This window comes from Geodermatophilus chilensis (assembly GCF_002802985.1).
GTDB classification, from domain to species: domain Bacteria; phylum Actinomycetota; class Actinomycetes; order Mycobacteriales; family Geodermatophilaceae; genus Geodermatophilus; species Geodermatophilus chilensis.
This window is the reverse complement of the sequence record NZ_NVPT01000038.1, coordinates 21,587-34,158: the sequence shown is the minus strand read 5'-3', so window position 1 is coordinate 34,158 and position 12,572 is coordinate 21,587. Positions and strand designations below refer to the sequence as shown.

Sequence of the window (12,572 nt, the reverse complement as noted above, 5' to 3'; positions counted from 1 at the left end):
CGCCTGTGGACAGCGCACTGCCGGGGTTCCTCGTGCATCGCGGGTCCTGCAGGACCCGCGATGCACGAGGAACCCCGGCAGTGCGCTGTCCACAGGCGTTCCGCTGTCCACCGATCGGGCCGAGCGCGGTGGGCCGGGTGGTCCTCCGGCCACGGTGGCGGCATGGACACCGATCGCCTCGACCGCCTGGTCCTGCGGAGACTCGCCGTCGCCGAGGGGTGGAGCGACGACGAACTCGCCCGGCACGTGCGGGGCGGGGACCTCACCCGGCTCCGACGGGGCGCCTACCTCACCGGGACCGGTGCACTGACGGACGAGGCGCGCCACCGCCTGCTCGTCTCCGCCACCGTGGCTGCGCTGCGCCGTCCCGCCGTGGTCAGCCACCAGTCGGCCGCCGTGCTCCACGGCCTCCCGTTGTGCGGCGTCCGCCTCGACCGCGTGCACGTCACGCGTCGCCCTCCGGCGTCCAGCGAGGTGGACCGCTGCCTGCGCGTCCACGTGGCTCGCCTCGCCGACCACGAGGTGGTGGAGGTGGAGGTGGAGGGTCTCGCCGTCACCGATCCGGTGCGGACGGCGCTCGACCTGGCCCGCTCGCTGCCGCTGGAGCCGGCCGTGGTCGTCCTCGACGCCGCTCTGCACCTCGGGATCGTGCAGCAACCGCTCCTCGCCGACCGGGCACAGGAGCTGACCGGGACGCGCGGCAGCCGAGTCGCCGCCCGGGCCCTCGACATGGCCGACGCGCGCAGCGAGAGCGTGGGTGAGAGCCGCAGCCGGGTCCTGCTGCACCGGCTGGGTCTGGCGCCGTCGACCCTGCAGCGGGTCATCCACTCGGCGTCCGGGCGGGAGCTCGCGCGGGTCGACTTCGCGTGGGAGGAGGAGCGCGTCGTTGGCGAGTTCGACGGTCGGGTCAAGTACGGCCGGGCCCTGCGGCCAGGGCAGGACCCCGGGGAGGCCGTCTTCGAGGAGAAGCGCCGCGAGGACGCCATCCGCGACGAGGACTGGGGCGTGGTGCGCTGGATCTGGCCCGAGCTCGTGCCCGGCACGGTGGTCGGCGACCGGGTGCGGCGCGCTCGCGCTCGGGGACGCCGCCGGCGCGTCTGAGCGCATTGCCGGGTTTCCTCGTGCACTGCCGGTCCTGCAGGACCCGCGATGCATGAGGAACCCCGGCAATGGCGCAACCGGTCGCGGCTCCCGGGCGCCTCAGCGCGGGAGGTCCTCCAGCATCTCGGTGACCAGGGCGGCGATCGGCGAGCGCTCGGAGCGGGTCAGCGTCACGTGCGCGAACAGGGGGTGTCCCTTGAGCTGCTCGACCACCGCCGCGATGCCGTCGTGCCGGCCGACCCGCAGGTTGTCGCGCTGGGCGACGTCGTGGGTGAGCACCACCCGCGAGCCCGAGCCCAGCCGCGACAGCACGGTCAGCAGCACCCCGCGCTCGAGCGACTGCGCCTCGTCGACGATCACGAACGAGTCGTGCAGCGACCGCCCGCGGATGTGGGTCAGCGGCAGCACCTCGATGAGGTCGCGGCCGGCGACCTCGTCGAGCACGTCCTTCGACACCAGGGCGCCGAGGGTGTCGTAGACCGCCTGCGCCCAGGGCGACATCTTCTCGCCCTCGCTGCCGGGCAGGTACCCGAGCTCCTGGCCGCCGACGGCGTAGAGCGGGCCGGAAGACGACGACCTTCGCGTGCGCCCGCCGCTCCATCACCGACTCCAGGCCCGCGCACAGGGCCAGCGCCGACTTGCCCGTGCCGGCCCGCCCACCCAGCGAGACGATGCCGATCTCCGGGTCGAGCAGCAGGTCCAGCGCGATCCGCTGCTCCGCGGAGCGGCCGTGCAGCCCGAAGGCCTCGCGGTCGCCGCGCACCAGCCGCACGTGCTTGTCCGACGTCACCCGCCCCAGCGCCGACCCGCGGGAGGACAGCAGCACCAACCCGGTGTGCGCAGGCAGCTCGGCGGCCGCCGGCGCGTACACCTCGCCCTCGTCGTACAGGGCAGCGAGCTCGGCGTCGTCCAGGGAGAGCTCGGCCATCCCGGTCCAGCCGGCGTCGACGGCGCCCAGCGCCCGGTACTCGTCGGTGTCCAGGCCCACCGCCGCCGCCTTGACCCGCAGCGGCACGTCCTTGGTGACCAGGCAGACGTCGGCACCCTCGGCCCGCAGGTTGAGCGCCACGACCATGATCCGGCTGTCGTTGCTGTCGTTGCGGAAGCCGGCCGGCAGCACCGACGGGTCGCTGTGGTTGAGCTCGACGTGCAGCGTGCCGCCGTCCTCACCGACCGGCACCGGGGCGTCGAGCCGGCCGTGCTGCACCCGCAGGTCGTCGAGCAGCCGCAGCGACTGCCGGGCGAACCAGCCCAGCTCCGGGTGGTTGCGCTTGTCCTCGAGCTCCCCGATCACGACGAGCGGGAGGACCACGTCGTGAGCGCCCATGCGCAGCAGCGCACCGGGGTCGGAGAGCAGGACGGAGGTGTCGAGGACGTACGTGCGGCGAGTGCTCACGCGTCCACCTCGCTGGCGCTCCGCGAACGCGTGCCCATGGGTGCTGTGCTCATGCATGCCCTCGCAAGCTCGGTCATGGCTCGACTCCCGTTGGGGCGCGGGGCGCGCCCCGGCTCGAAGGTGGCCGGGCCCCGGCCGAGGGGCCGGGCACCGGCCCCTCTGGTCGACGTGAACGTCAGCACGAACCGGGCCTCCCGTGGACGGCGAGGTGAGCTCGCCCTCCACCGCGGACGTTAGGCCCGGGAGGTGACAGGAACATGTCGAGGAGGGGGCGTGTCCCCCCAACGGGGCACCAGCGGCACCAGCCGTCTCAGCGACGACGTGGCCGGACGGCGACCAGCACCCACACCAGCGGCACCAGCAGCACCGGCCACTGCAGGGCCAGGTCGCCCAGCCACCACAGCCCGCCGACCAGGAGCACGGCCAGCCACCCCGCCGTCCACAGGCCCAGGTCCCGGGCCTCCTCCGAGCTGCGTGAGGCCACCGCTCAACCGGCCCGCAGCTCGCCGGCGACGGCGGCCGGGGTGAGGGGCTCGTCGAGCAGGCGGACGAAGCGGTCGGCCACCGGCTGGTCGGCCGGGCGGGCGTCGAGCCACCGCGAGAGCAGGTCGAAGCCCTCGACGTAGGTGGTGGTGTAGGCCCGCCACAGCGGGTGGGTGAGGAAGCGCAGCTGCTGGCGGGCCCGCTCGGCGCTGACCAGCGACCAGCGCTGGATGAAGGCGGCCACCTCGTCGGCGGGGGCACCGCGGTCGTGCAGCAGGACGGCGGCGTCCTGGCGCACCCGGTTCAGCGGCGCGGCCGCCGCGGCGACGCGCTCGGCGAGGTGCCCGTCGAAGTGCAGCCCCAGGTCGCCGAGCACCTCGGCCGCCCACGGCCCCCAGCCCTCGCCGATCGCGGCCTGCACGCCGAGGTCGGCCAGCCCCTCGGCCATGAGGCACTCGGGGGTGTTGACCAGGAAGACGGTGTGCTCGAGTCGGGAGCCGCGCTCGACCAGGCCCAGCTCCTTGCGGCAGTGCTCGGTGTGGTGCCCCGGGTAGGCCTCGTGGGCCACCAGGTGCGGCAGCTGGCCCAGCCGGTGCGGCAGGTCGGCGTTGATCGCGACACGGGAGCGGTAGTCGCCCTCGTAGTAGTTGAAACCCGACCACGGCTGGTCGGTGACCACCTCGTAGCGCACCGTCTCGACCTCGGGCAGCCCGTAGTCGGCGCGCACCCGGTCGCGCAGCGCGCTGGACAGCGCGTGCACCGCCTCGGCCAGGCGCTCGGGCGGGCACTCCTCGCGGCGCCGGTGGGCCGCGTAGCGGTCGGCCAGCGGGCCACTGCCGGGCAGCAGGGTGTCGAGCTCGGCGTGCGCGGCGGCGTAGGCGGCCGGGTCGCCGAGGGTCAGGTCGACCTGGAAGTAGCTGCGCACCTCGTCGAGGAAGGGCACCGGCTCGTCGGCCATCTTCCGGGCAGTGCACTCCAGGCCGGTGAGCTGCCCGCGGAGGAATCCGGCGCGGTCGGCGGGCAGGTCGGACGACGCCAGCTCCCCCAGCAGCGCGCGGGCCTGGTCGCGCAGTCCCTGCGGGGTGGGCGCCGACTCGTCCTCCACCGCCGCGCGGATCCGCTTGTCGCCGGTGTAGGCGTCGACGAAGCCGGACTCCAGCCGGTCGAAGCGCAGCCCGAGCCGCACGTACTCCAGGGGGACGTCGAGTGCTCGGGCCATGACCGGCAGTTTCTCAGCCGCCGAAGCGCCGGTGCCGGGCGGCGTAGGCGCGCAGCGCCCGGAGGAAGTCGACGCGGCGGAAGTCGGGCCAGTAGACGTCGGTGAAGTGGAACTCCGAGTGGGCGGTCTGCCAGAGCAGGAAGCCCGAGAGCCGCTGCTCCCCGCTGGTGCGGATGACCAGGTCGGGGTCGGGCTGGCCGCGGGTGTAGAGGTGCTCGGCGATGTGCTCGACGTCGAGCACGCTCACCAGCTCGTCCAGCGTCGTCCCCCGCTCGGCGTGCTCGGCCAGCAGCGAGCGGACGGCGTCGGCGATCTCCCGCCGTCCGCCGTAGCCGACGGCGAGGTTGACCGTCGCGCCCGGCCGGTCGCGGGTGTCCTCGGCGGCCTGCTTGAGGACGGCGACCGTCTCGGCGGGCAGCAGCTCCAGGGCACCCACCGGGCGCAGCTGCCAGCGCCGGTCGGGAGCGGCGAGGTCCTCGGCGACGCCCTCGATGATGCGCAGCAGCGGCACCAGCTCGGGCTCGGGGCGGGACAGGTTGTCGGTGGAGAGCAGGAAGAGGGTGACCACCTCGACGCCGGCCTCGTCGCACCAGCCGAGGAAGCCGGCGATCTTGTCCGCGCCGCGGCGGTGGCCGGCGTTGGGGTCCTCCAGACCGATGGCGCGCGCCCACCGCCGGTTGCCGTCGACGATCACCCCGACGTGCCGCGGGATCGCCGCGCCCTCGAGCCCCCGGGCGAGCCGGCGTTCGTACACCTGGGTGAGGACGTCGCGTGCCCACTGCCGCACCCCCACGGTGGGTCACCCTAGGCCCCACTCGGCGTGGTCGCGCGCAGTCGTTCCCGACCTGCAGGAAGACCCACGGTGATTGCCAGGGACCTCACAGCCCGGTCCCGTCGCCCTCCTCCCTACGGCTGCGTAACCTCGGCGCATGAGCGTCCCCCGCAGCGAGGGCGAGGCCGTCCGGGTCGAGTCCGACGGCGCCCAGATCGAAGCGCCGGCCGGCCCGGCCGTGGCCACCGTCCTCCAGGAGGGCGAGCAGGTCGAGCGCACCTGGACCGCCGAGGACTTCGGCGACCGCGACTGGGACCACCCCGACACCCGGCCGCGGATGCGCGGCTGGCTGCACCTGTTCTCCTTCTTCGGCGCGATCGTCGCCGGGGCCGTGCTGGTCCCGCTGGGGTCGGTGCTCGGCGCCCGCGCCGGCTTCTCGGTCGCGGTCTACTGCGTGACGATCTGCGGCCTGTTCGGCATCAGCGCCCTCTACCACCGGCGCCGGTGGTCACCGCGCGGCTGGAAGATCATGAAGCGGCTCGACCACTCGATGATCTTCCTGTTCATCGCGGGCACGTACACGCCCTTCGCCCTCCTGGCGGTCGACCAGCCGACCGGCTACTGGGTGCTCGCCGGCGTCTGGGCGGGGGCGCTGGCCGGCGTCTTCCTCAAGCTCACCTGGCCGACCGCGCCGCGCTGGGTCGGCGTGCCCCTCTACATCGGGCTGGGCTGGGTCGCGGTCTTCATCCTCACCGACATCCTGCACATCGCCGGGGTGACGTCGCTGGTGCTGCTGGCCGTCGGCGGGGTGCTCTACACGCTCGGTGGGGTGGCCTACGCGATCAAGAAGCCCAACCCCTGGCCCGGCGTCTTCGGCTACCACGAGGTCTTCCACGCGATGACGGTCGTTGCCGCCATCTGCCACTACATCGCCGTCTACTTCGCGATGTACAACTCGCCGTTCGTCGGCTGAGCGGCGATTTCCGCGGAAATCGCCGCTCAGCTGAACGGTGGGCGGTCGTCGAGCCTGGTCGACAGCCGGCCGGCGGTGCGCCAGGCGCGGGCGACGAGGTCGCGGTCGGCGTCGGTGACCAGGTTGCCCATCACCCGCAGCGCGACGGTCATCAGCGCCCGCGAGCGCATGCCGACCGGGCCGGCCGCCGGCAGGAAGCGCGGGACGGTGAGCAGGCCGGCCAGGCGCCGAGCGATGGAGAACGCCTCGCCGTAGTGCCGTCCCAGCTCCGTCGGCCAGGCGGCGGTCCAGTCCGCCTCGCCGAGGAGGTCGACCACGCTGCGGCCGGTCTCCAGGCCGTAGTCGATGCCCTCACCGTTCAGCGGGTTGACGCACCCGGCGGCGTCCCCCACCAGCGCCCAGTTGCGCCCGGCGACCCCGGACACCGCGCCGCCCATCGGCAGCAGCGCCGACGCGGGAGCCTCCACCGGCCCGTCGAGCCGCCAGTCCTCGCGGCGGGCGTCGGCGTAGACCTCCATCAGCGCCTTGAGCTGCACCCCGGCCGGACGGCGCGCGGCCGCCAGCGTGCCGACGCCGATGTTCACCTGGCCGGCCGCCGCGCCCAGCGGGAACACCCAGCCGTAGCCGGAGAGCAGTTCGTCCTCCGCGCCGCGCAGCTCCAGGTGCGAGGAGATCCACTCGTCGTCCGCCCGGCCGGAGCGCACGTAGCCGCGCGCGGCCACGCCATAGGCGGTGTCCCGGTGCCACTCCCGGCCCAGCACCCGGCCCAGCGGCGAGCGGACGCCGTCGGCCACCACCAGGCGCCGGCAGCCGACCGTGACCGTCTGGTCGTCGGCGAGCTCGAACACCACGCCGGTCACCCGGTCGCCGTCCCGCTCGACGTCGACGGCGCGCGCCCCCTCCAGCGGGACGGCGCCGTCGGCCAGCGCCACCTCGCGGATCCGGGCGTCGAGCTCGGTGCGCGGCACCGCGCTGCCGTGGTCGGGGAACGCGCCACCGGGCCAGGGCAGCTCCCACGTCTGCCCGAAGCCGGCCGCGCGCAGACCGCGGTTGCGCGCCCGCGAGCGGGCCCAGTCGCCCAGGCCCAGGAGGTCCAGCTCGGCGATCGCCCGCGGGGTCAGCCCGTCGCCGCAGGTCTTGTCGCGGGGGAAGACCGCCGCGTCGGCGAGGACGGCGTCGTGCCCGGCCCGCGCGGCCCATGCGGCGGCCGCCGCACCGGCCGGCCCGGCTCCCACGACGAGGACGTCGGTGTCGGTCGGGACGGCGCTGGCTGGCACGGCCCCAGTGTCCCCGCTCGCGCTGGCGCTCCTGCAGGGTCCCGCCCCGAGCGTGCGAGGGGTGGGGGGCAGGAGGGTCCTTCTACTGGGGGCCGCGCGCCCGGACCTCCTCCACCGAGGCCATCGCCGCGCGCAGCTCCCCGAGCCACTCGTCGGTGTGCTGGGCGACCAGCCGGACCGCCCAGGCCAGCGCCTCTGACCGGGACCGGGCGACCCCGGCGTCCACGAGGGTGTCGAGGACCAGCCGCTCCGGCTGCCGCAGCCGGGTCATCACCGGCACCGAGAGGTTGGTGAAGACCTCCCGGACGTCGCCGCAGGCCGCACCCCAGGCGACCGACCGGCCGTAGCGGGCCTGTGCGGCGTCGGCGACGGCCATGCGCTGCTCGCGGGTCTCCTCCCGGAAGCGGGCGATCCGCCCGGCCCGAGCCGCGGCGGCGTCGCCCTCGCCGGCCTCGGGTTCGGCCAGGGTGCCGACGACGGTGATCTCGTCGCGGTCGACGACGAGCTCGACCGGCCCGGTGAACCAGTCGTCGGGCAGCCGCCCGGCGAACCAGCCGGCGACCTCGGCCCGCTCGGCCGGGGGCGGGGCGTCCGGACCCCGGCCGCGACCGGCGGGGCCGCGGCCGCGCGGGCCGCGGAACCCGCCGCGCATGCCGGCGAAGGGGTTGTCCGCGAGGCGGTGGTGGTGTCCGTGCACGACAGCCTCCCGTGTGAGGTGATTACACACTTACACGGTAAGCCGCCGCGGCCGGGTCAGGAAGGGGACATCGCTGCGCTCAGCGCGGACACGTCCGTGACGGGTGCGGAGCAGACGAACCCCCGGCACACGTAGGCGGCCGGCCGACCGCCCACCGGGGGGCGGCCGGCCAGCAGGGGGACGCCGGGCGCGTCCGGCTCGCCGACCACCACCACTGCACCCGGGCTGGTCGAGGCCCGGGCAGCCGCCGCGAGGGCGTCGCGCTCGGGCCCGGCGGGCCCGCTGACCGCGACCTCCAGCGGGCCGGCCAGCAGCGCCTCCCCCACCGCGAGCGCCCAGCCGACCGCCCGGGGCACCCGCTCGGCCAGCCTCGCCAGCGAGCCGACGGCCGCCTCCCCCAGGTCGCGGTGCCGCGGCGCGCCGGCCAGCGCGGCGTAGGAGACGGCCGCCCCGGCCACCGCGGCGACCCCGGACGGCGCCGGGCCGTCGGCCGGGTCGAAGGGCCGGTGCACCAGCGCCTCGGCGTCCGCGGCGGTGTCGTGCCAGCCGTCGACGTCCACGAACTGCTCGGCCACGACGTCCAGCAGGTCGCCGGCCAGCTCCAGCCAGCGCCCCTCGCCGGTGGCCTGGTGCAGCGCGAGCAGCCCCTCGGCCAGGTCGCCGTAGTCCTCGAGCACCCCGGCCGGGGCACCGGCGACGCCGTCCCGCGACGCGCGGCGCAGCCGCCCGTCCACCCAGTGCACGTCGGCGAGCAGCTCCGCCGCGCGGCGGGCCGCGTCGACCGAGGACGGCGACCCGGCGAGGACCCCGTGCTCGGCCAGCGCGGCGATCGCCAGCCCGTTCCAGGCGGATACCACCTTGTCGTCGCGCGCCGGCTGCGGGCGCTGCGCCCGCGCCGCGGTCAGCCGCTCGCGCACCGAGGCCAGCCGGGCCGGGTCGTCGGGGTCGCGCAGCAGCTGCAGCGTCGACGTGCCGTGCTCGAAGGTGCCGGCGTCGGTCACCTCGAACACCGCGGCGGCCCACCGGCCGTCGTCCTCGCCGAGCACCTCGACCAGCTGGGCCGGCGTCCAGACGTAGGTCAGCCCCTCGACGCCCTCGGTGTCGGCGTCGAGGGCGGAGGCGAAGCCGCCCTCGGGCGCGCCCAGGTCGCGGACCAGGAAGGCAGCGGTCGCGTCGGCGACCCGGCGGGCCCACTCCTCGCCGGTCGCCCGCCACAGGTGCAGGTACACCCGCAGCAGCAGCGCGTTGTCGTAGAGCATCTTCTCGAAGTGCGGCACCACCCACCGGGCGTCGACGGAGTAGCGGGCGAAGCCGCCGGCCAGCTGGTCGTGGATGCCGCCGCGGGCCATCGCCTCGAGCGTGCGGTGGGCCATGCGCAGGGCCCGGTCGTCCCCGGTGCGGGCGGCGTGACGGAGCAGGAACTCCAGCAGCATGGACGGCGGGAACTTCGGGGCACCGCCGAAGCCACCCCACCGCGGGTCGTGGTCGCCGGCCAGGGCGGTGACGGCGCGGTCGAGCAGCTCGGGCGTCAGCGGGGTCGGCGTCCCGAGGTCGAGCCGGGCGGAGATCGCCTCGGCGATGCGCGTGCCGGCCCCCTCCAGCTCCTCGCGTCGCGTCCGCCAGGCATCGGCGACCGCGGTGAGCAGCTGGCGGAACGACGGCATGCCGTGCGCCGGCCGGGGCGGGACGTAGGTGCCGCAGTAGAACGGCCGGCCGTCGGGTGTGGTGAACACCGTCATCGGCCAGCCGCCGTGGCCGGTCAGCGCCTGGGTGGCGGCCATGTAGACACTGTCGACGTCCGGCCGCTCCTCGCGGTCGACCTTCACGCAGACGAAGTCGGCGTTCATCTGCGCCGCCGTCGCCTCGTCCTCGAAGGACTCGTGCGCCATGACGTGGCACCAGTGGCACGCGGCGTAGCCCACGCTGAGCAGGACGGGCACGTCCCGGCGACGCGCCTCGGCGAAGGCCTCCTCCCCCCACTCCCACCAGTCGACCGGGTTCTCGGCGTGCTGCAGCAGGTAGGGACTCGTTGCGGTCCCGAGTCGGTTGGGCACACCCGCTGGCTACCCGGGCGGCTCCGCGGCACGCTCCGGCGCCGAGATCGGGTCGCCGCCCTCCCCCTCGTCCGGCTCCCGCTCCTTGCGGCGCAGCAGCCAGGAGGTGGCCCCCAGCAGCAGGACCAGCACGCCGAGGACGGCGATCTCGGTGATCCGGTCGCGGAACCCCGCGCCCTCGCCGACGACGCCGGCCGCCTCGACCGACAGCACGACGATCTCCTTGATCGAGGCGATGATCCCGATGACGAGGAAGGGCTCGGCGACCAGCTCGCGCTTCTCGACCGTCGTCCGGACGGCGAACAGCAGCTCCACCACGATGAAGACCAGCAGCAGGACGTCGAGGAGCTCGAGCATCGGCGCCTGCGACAGGTCTCCGGTCAGCGACCACGCCGTCCGGCCGGCCAGCACCAGCAGGGCCAGCGCCGCCAGCACGAGCAGCAGCGCGATGCCGGCGTAGACGACGTTCTCGGCCACCTCGAGCGTGCGGGTGCCGAAGCGGCCGAACCCCGGCGGAGGAACGCGCTGCTCGGGGTCGTGCCGTCGCTGGGCCATCCCGGGATCTCCCCCGGGGGCGGCGGGCAGCGCCGGACCGTGGTCACGGGGTCACCCGGACGAGCCATTAGCACGGTTCGCCACCGGCAGGTGCGAGGCGCGCCGGAACACCTTGTCAACCACTGCCCACGCGTGCCGCACGGTTCGTCGAGTCGACATGTCGACGCCCATGGTGGGCCGGTGCCCGGGGGGCGGATCCTGCCATCGGCACCGTCCCAGAGGAGGCCCGCCATGAACCGGACCCGGTTCCTCGCCCTCGCCGTCTCCGCCCTCGCCACGCTGGGGGTGGTCGCGCCCGCTCCGGCGAGTGCGAGTCCCTACTGCGGGATCACCTGGGGCTCACAGCCGGAGGCGGCCGACGCCGGGGACCGGGAGAGGGTCTACGACGTCCGCGCGGGACGGCACGCCTGCTTCGACCGGCTCGTCGTCGACGTGGGTGGCGAGGACACCGGGTTCGGCTCGTACTCGGTCCGGTACGTGCCGGTCGTGCGGCAGGACGGCTCCGGCCACCCGGTGCCGGTGCGCGGCGCCGCGGACCTCGAGGTCGTCGTGCACGCACCGGCGTACGACGAGCAGGGACGGCCGACGTTCCGGCCGGTCGACCCGCGGGAGGTCGTCGACGTCGCCGGGTACCGCACCTTCCGGCAGGTCGCCTACGCCGGCTCGTTCGAGGGCTCGACCACGCTGGCCCTCGGCGTCCGTGCCCGGCTGCCGTTCCGCGTCTTCACCGTCGCGGGCACGCCGCACTCCGACGACACGCCACGGCTGGTGATCGACGTCGCCCACCGCTGGTAGTGCCCTCGGGCGACGGCCGGCCGGTCAGCCCGCGGCAGGGCCCGGCCGGCCGTCGTCGCGTCGCGGCCCCTCGATCGCCCGGGGCGCCCGCCGCAGCGTGTCGAGCAGCTCCTGCCCGGGCTCGGGGCGCGGGTCGACCAGCTCGGCCGGGGTGTCGGGGACGACGACCCGCGGACCGTCGTCCTCGGGGTCGAAGCTGCGCGGCACCCGCTTGAGGTGGGTGGTCATCGACTTCACCAGCAGCAGGATGGCGATGAACAGCAGCAGGGTCAGCAGCGCACCGATGGGGCCGGCCTTGCCGACGTCCTCGGGCAGCTGCTGTTCGGCGGCGAGCAGCAGGAACTCCGTCATCGGACCACCACCTCACTGCGCACGCCGGCGAACAGGTCGTCCTCGGACACCGGCGAGTCGACCACCGACCGCGCCAGCTCGTAGTCCTCGGTCGGCCAGACCCGCTGCTGGACCTCCAGCGGGCAGGCGAACCAGCGGCCGTTCGGGTCGATCTGGGTGGCGTGCGCGATCAGCGCGGCGTCCCGGACGGCGAAGTACTCCGCGCACGGCACCTTGGTGGTGACCCGGTGCGACAGGTCCCGGTCGGGGTCCCAGTTCTCCAGCCACTCGGCGTAGGGCGACTCCTTGCCCGAGGCGAGGATCGCCTCGTGCAGCGCCCGCGTACGGGGCAGCGTGAAGCCCATGTGGTAGTAGAGCTTGAGCGGCTGCCACGGCTCCCCGAGCCCGGGGTAGCGGTCGGGGTCGCCGGCCGCTTCGAAGGCGTGCACCGAGACCTCGTGGGTCTTGATGTGGTCGGGGTGCGGATAGCCGCCGCGCTCGTCGTACGTGGTGATGACGTGCGGCTTGAACCGGCGGATCAGCTCGACCAGGGGCGCGGCCGCCTCCTCGGTCGGCACCAGCGCGAAGCAGCCCTCGGGCAGCGGCGGCAGCGGGTCGCCCTCGGGCAGGCCGGAGTCCACGAAACCGAGGAACTCCTGCTCGACGCCGAGGATCTCCCGCGCCCGGGCCATCTCCTCTCGGCGGATCTCCGGCAGGCGCTCCCACACGTCGGGCCGGTCCAGCGCCGGGTTGAGCACCGAACCGCGCTCACCCCCCGTGCAGGTGGCCACCATGACGCGGGCGCCTTCCGCGACGTACTTCGCCATGGTCGCGGCACCCTTGCTCGACTCGTCGTCGGGATGGGCGTGCACGGCGAGCAGGCGCAACGGGTCTGCTTCGGTCACCGGCACATCATCCCC

13 protein-coding genes and 1 pseudogene are annotated in these 12,572 nt (G+C 74.9%); 3 read left to right on the top strand and 11 right to left on the bottom strand.

Annotated elements, in window-relative coordinates; all coding sequences use genetic code 11:
* Positions 1-162: 162 nt before the first annotated feature.
* A complete protein-coding gene (locus CNO22_RS08720; RefSeq protein WP_100498984.1) occupies positions 163-1,101 on the top strand; it encodes a type IV toxin-antitoxin system AbiEi family antitoxin domain-containing protein in 939 nt (312 codons plus the stop codon).
* 99 nt (positions 1,102-1,200) lie between these two features.
* Here the strand turns inward: CNO22_RS08720 and CNO22_RS29665 are convergent, their stop codons facing one another.
* The 5 genes and pseudogenes from CNO22_RS29665 to CNO22_RS08705 form a co-directional block, all read right to left on the bottom strand.
* Positions 1,201-1,602 carry a PhoH family protein gene (locus CNO22_RS29665; RefSeq protein WP_269799578.1) on the bottom strand — a complete coding sequence of 134 codons (402 nt, stop codon included), beginning with the start codon at positions 1,600-1,602 and terminating at the stop codon, positions 1,201-1,203.
* Between the two features lie 109 nt (positions 1,603-1,711).
* Positions 1,712-2,428: pseudogene (locus CNO22_RS30080) on the bottom strand (PIN domain-containing protein); the annotation flags it as partial.
* A gap of 379 nt (positions 2,429-2,807) precedes the next feature.
* Positions 2,808-2,981 (bottom strand): hypothetical protein, encoded by a 174-nt coding sequence (locus tag CNO22_RS28210; RefSeq protein ID WP_198588193.1) that lies wholly within the window; start codon positions 2,979-2,981, stop codon positions 2,808-2,810.
* A gap of 3 nt (positions 2,982-2,984) precedes the next feature.
* Positions 2,985-4,199, bottom strand: coding sequence for a DUF885 domain-containing protein (locus tag CNO22_RS08710; protein WP_100498983.1), 1,215 nt, complete (start codon positions 4,197-4,199; stop codon positions 2,985-2,987).
* A 13-nt stretch (positions 4,200-4,212) separates the two neighbouring features.
* Complete coding sequence (locus CNO22_RS08705; RefSeq protein ID WP_100498982.1) at positions 4,213-4,992, bottom strand: isoprenyl transferase; 780 nt, start codon at positions 4,990-4,992, stop codon at positions 4,213-4,215.
* A gap of 136 nt (positions 4,993-5,128) precedes the next feature.
* Between CNO22_RS08705 and trhA the strand changes: the two genes are divergently transcribed.
* Positions 5,129-5,944: a PAQR family membrane homeostasis protein TrhA gene (gene trhA, locus CNO22_RS08700; RefSeq protein ID WP_198588192.1), complete on the top strand. Its 816-nt coding sequence runs from the start codon at positions 5,129-5,131 to the stop codon at positions 5,942-5,944.
* Positions 5,945-5,970: 26 nt separating this feature from the next.
* On the opposite strand, the gene CNO22_RS08695 is transcribed toward trhA, so the two are convergent.
* The 4 genes from CNO22_RS08695 to CNO22_RS08680 form a co-directional block, all read right to left on the bottom strand.
* The gene (locus CNO22_RS08695) at positions 5,971-7,221 is read right to left on the bottom strand and encodes a geranylgeranyl reductase family protein (RefSeq protein WP_100498981.1); all 1,251 of its coding nucleotides are present in this window, start codon (positions 7,219-7,221) and stop codon (positions 5,971-5,973) included.
* An 82-nt stretch (positions 7,222-7,303) separates the two neighbouring features.
* Positions 7,304-7,918, bottom strand: a complete 615-nt coding sequence (locus CNO22_RS08690; RefSeq protein WP_100498980.1) for a hypothetical protein — start codon at positions 7,916-7,918, stop codon at positions 7,304-7,306.
* A 56-nt stretch (positions 7,919-7,974) separates the two neighbouring features.
* The gene (locus tag CNO22_RS08685) at positions 7,975-9,972 is read right to left on the bottom strand and encodes a thioredoxin domain-containing protein (protein WP_100498979.1); all 1,998 of its coding nucleotides are present in this window, start codon (positions 9,970-9,972) and stop codon (positions 7,975-7,977) included.
* Positions 9,973-9,981: 9 nt separating this feature from the next.
* Positions 9,982-10,527: a phosphate-starvation-inducible PsiE family protein gene (locus tag CNO22_RS08680; RefSeq protein WP_100498978.1), complete on the bottom strand. Its 546-nt coding sequence runs from the start codon at positions 10,525-10,527 to the stop codon at positions 9,982-9,984.
* A 231-nt stretch (positions 10,528-10,758) separates the two neighbouring features.
* Between CNO22_RS08680 and CNO22_RS08675 the strand changes: the two genes are divergently transcribed.
* Positions 10,759-11,322: an AMIN-like domain-containing (lipo)protein gene (locus CNO22_RS08675; RefSeq protein WP_100498977.1), complete on the top strand. Its 564-nt coding sequence runs from the start codon at positions 10,759-10,761 to the stop codon at positions 11,320-11,322.
* A gap of 24 nt (positions 11,323-11,346) precedes the next feature.
* On the opposite strand, the gene CNO22_RS08670 is transcribed toward CNO22_RS08675, so the two are convergent.
* Both CNO22_RS08670 and mca read right to left on the bottom strand, forming a co-directional pair.
* Positions 11,347-11,673 carry a hypothetical protein gene (locus tag CNO22_RS08670; RefSeq protein ID WP_100498976.1) on the bottom strand — a complete coding sequence of 109 codons (327 nt, stop codon included), beginning with the start codon at positions 11,671-11,673 and terminating at the stop codon, positions 11,347-11,349.
* Entirely contained in the window at positions 11,670-12,557 is an 888-nt protein-coding gene (mca, locus tag CNO22_RS08665; RefSeq protein WP_100498990.1) for a mycothiol conjugate amidase Mca, read from the bottom strand. Before mca ends, CNO22_RS08670 begins: the two co-directional genes overlap by 4 nt.
* Between the last annotated feature and the right edge of the window lie 15 nt (positions 12,558-12,572).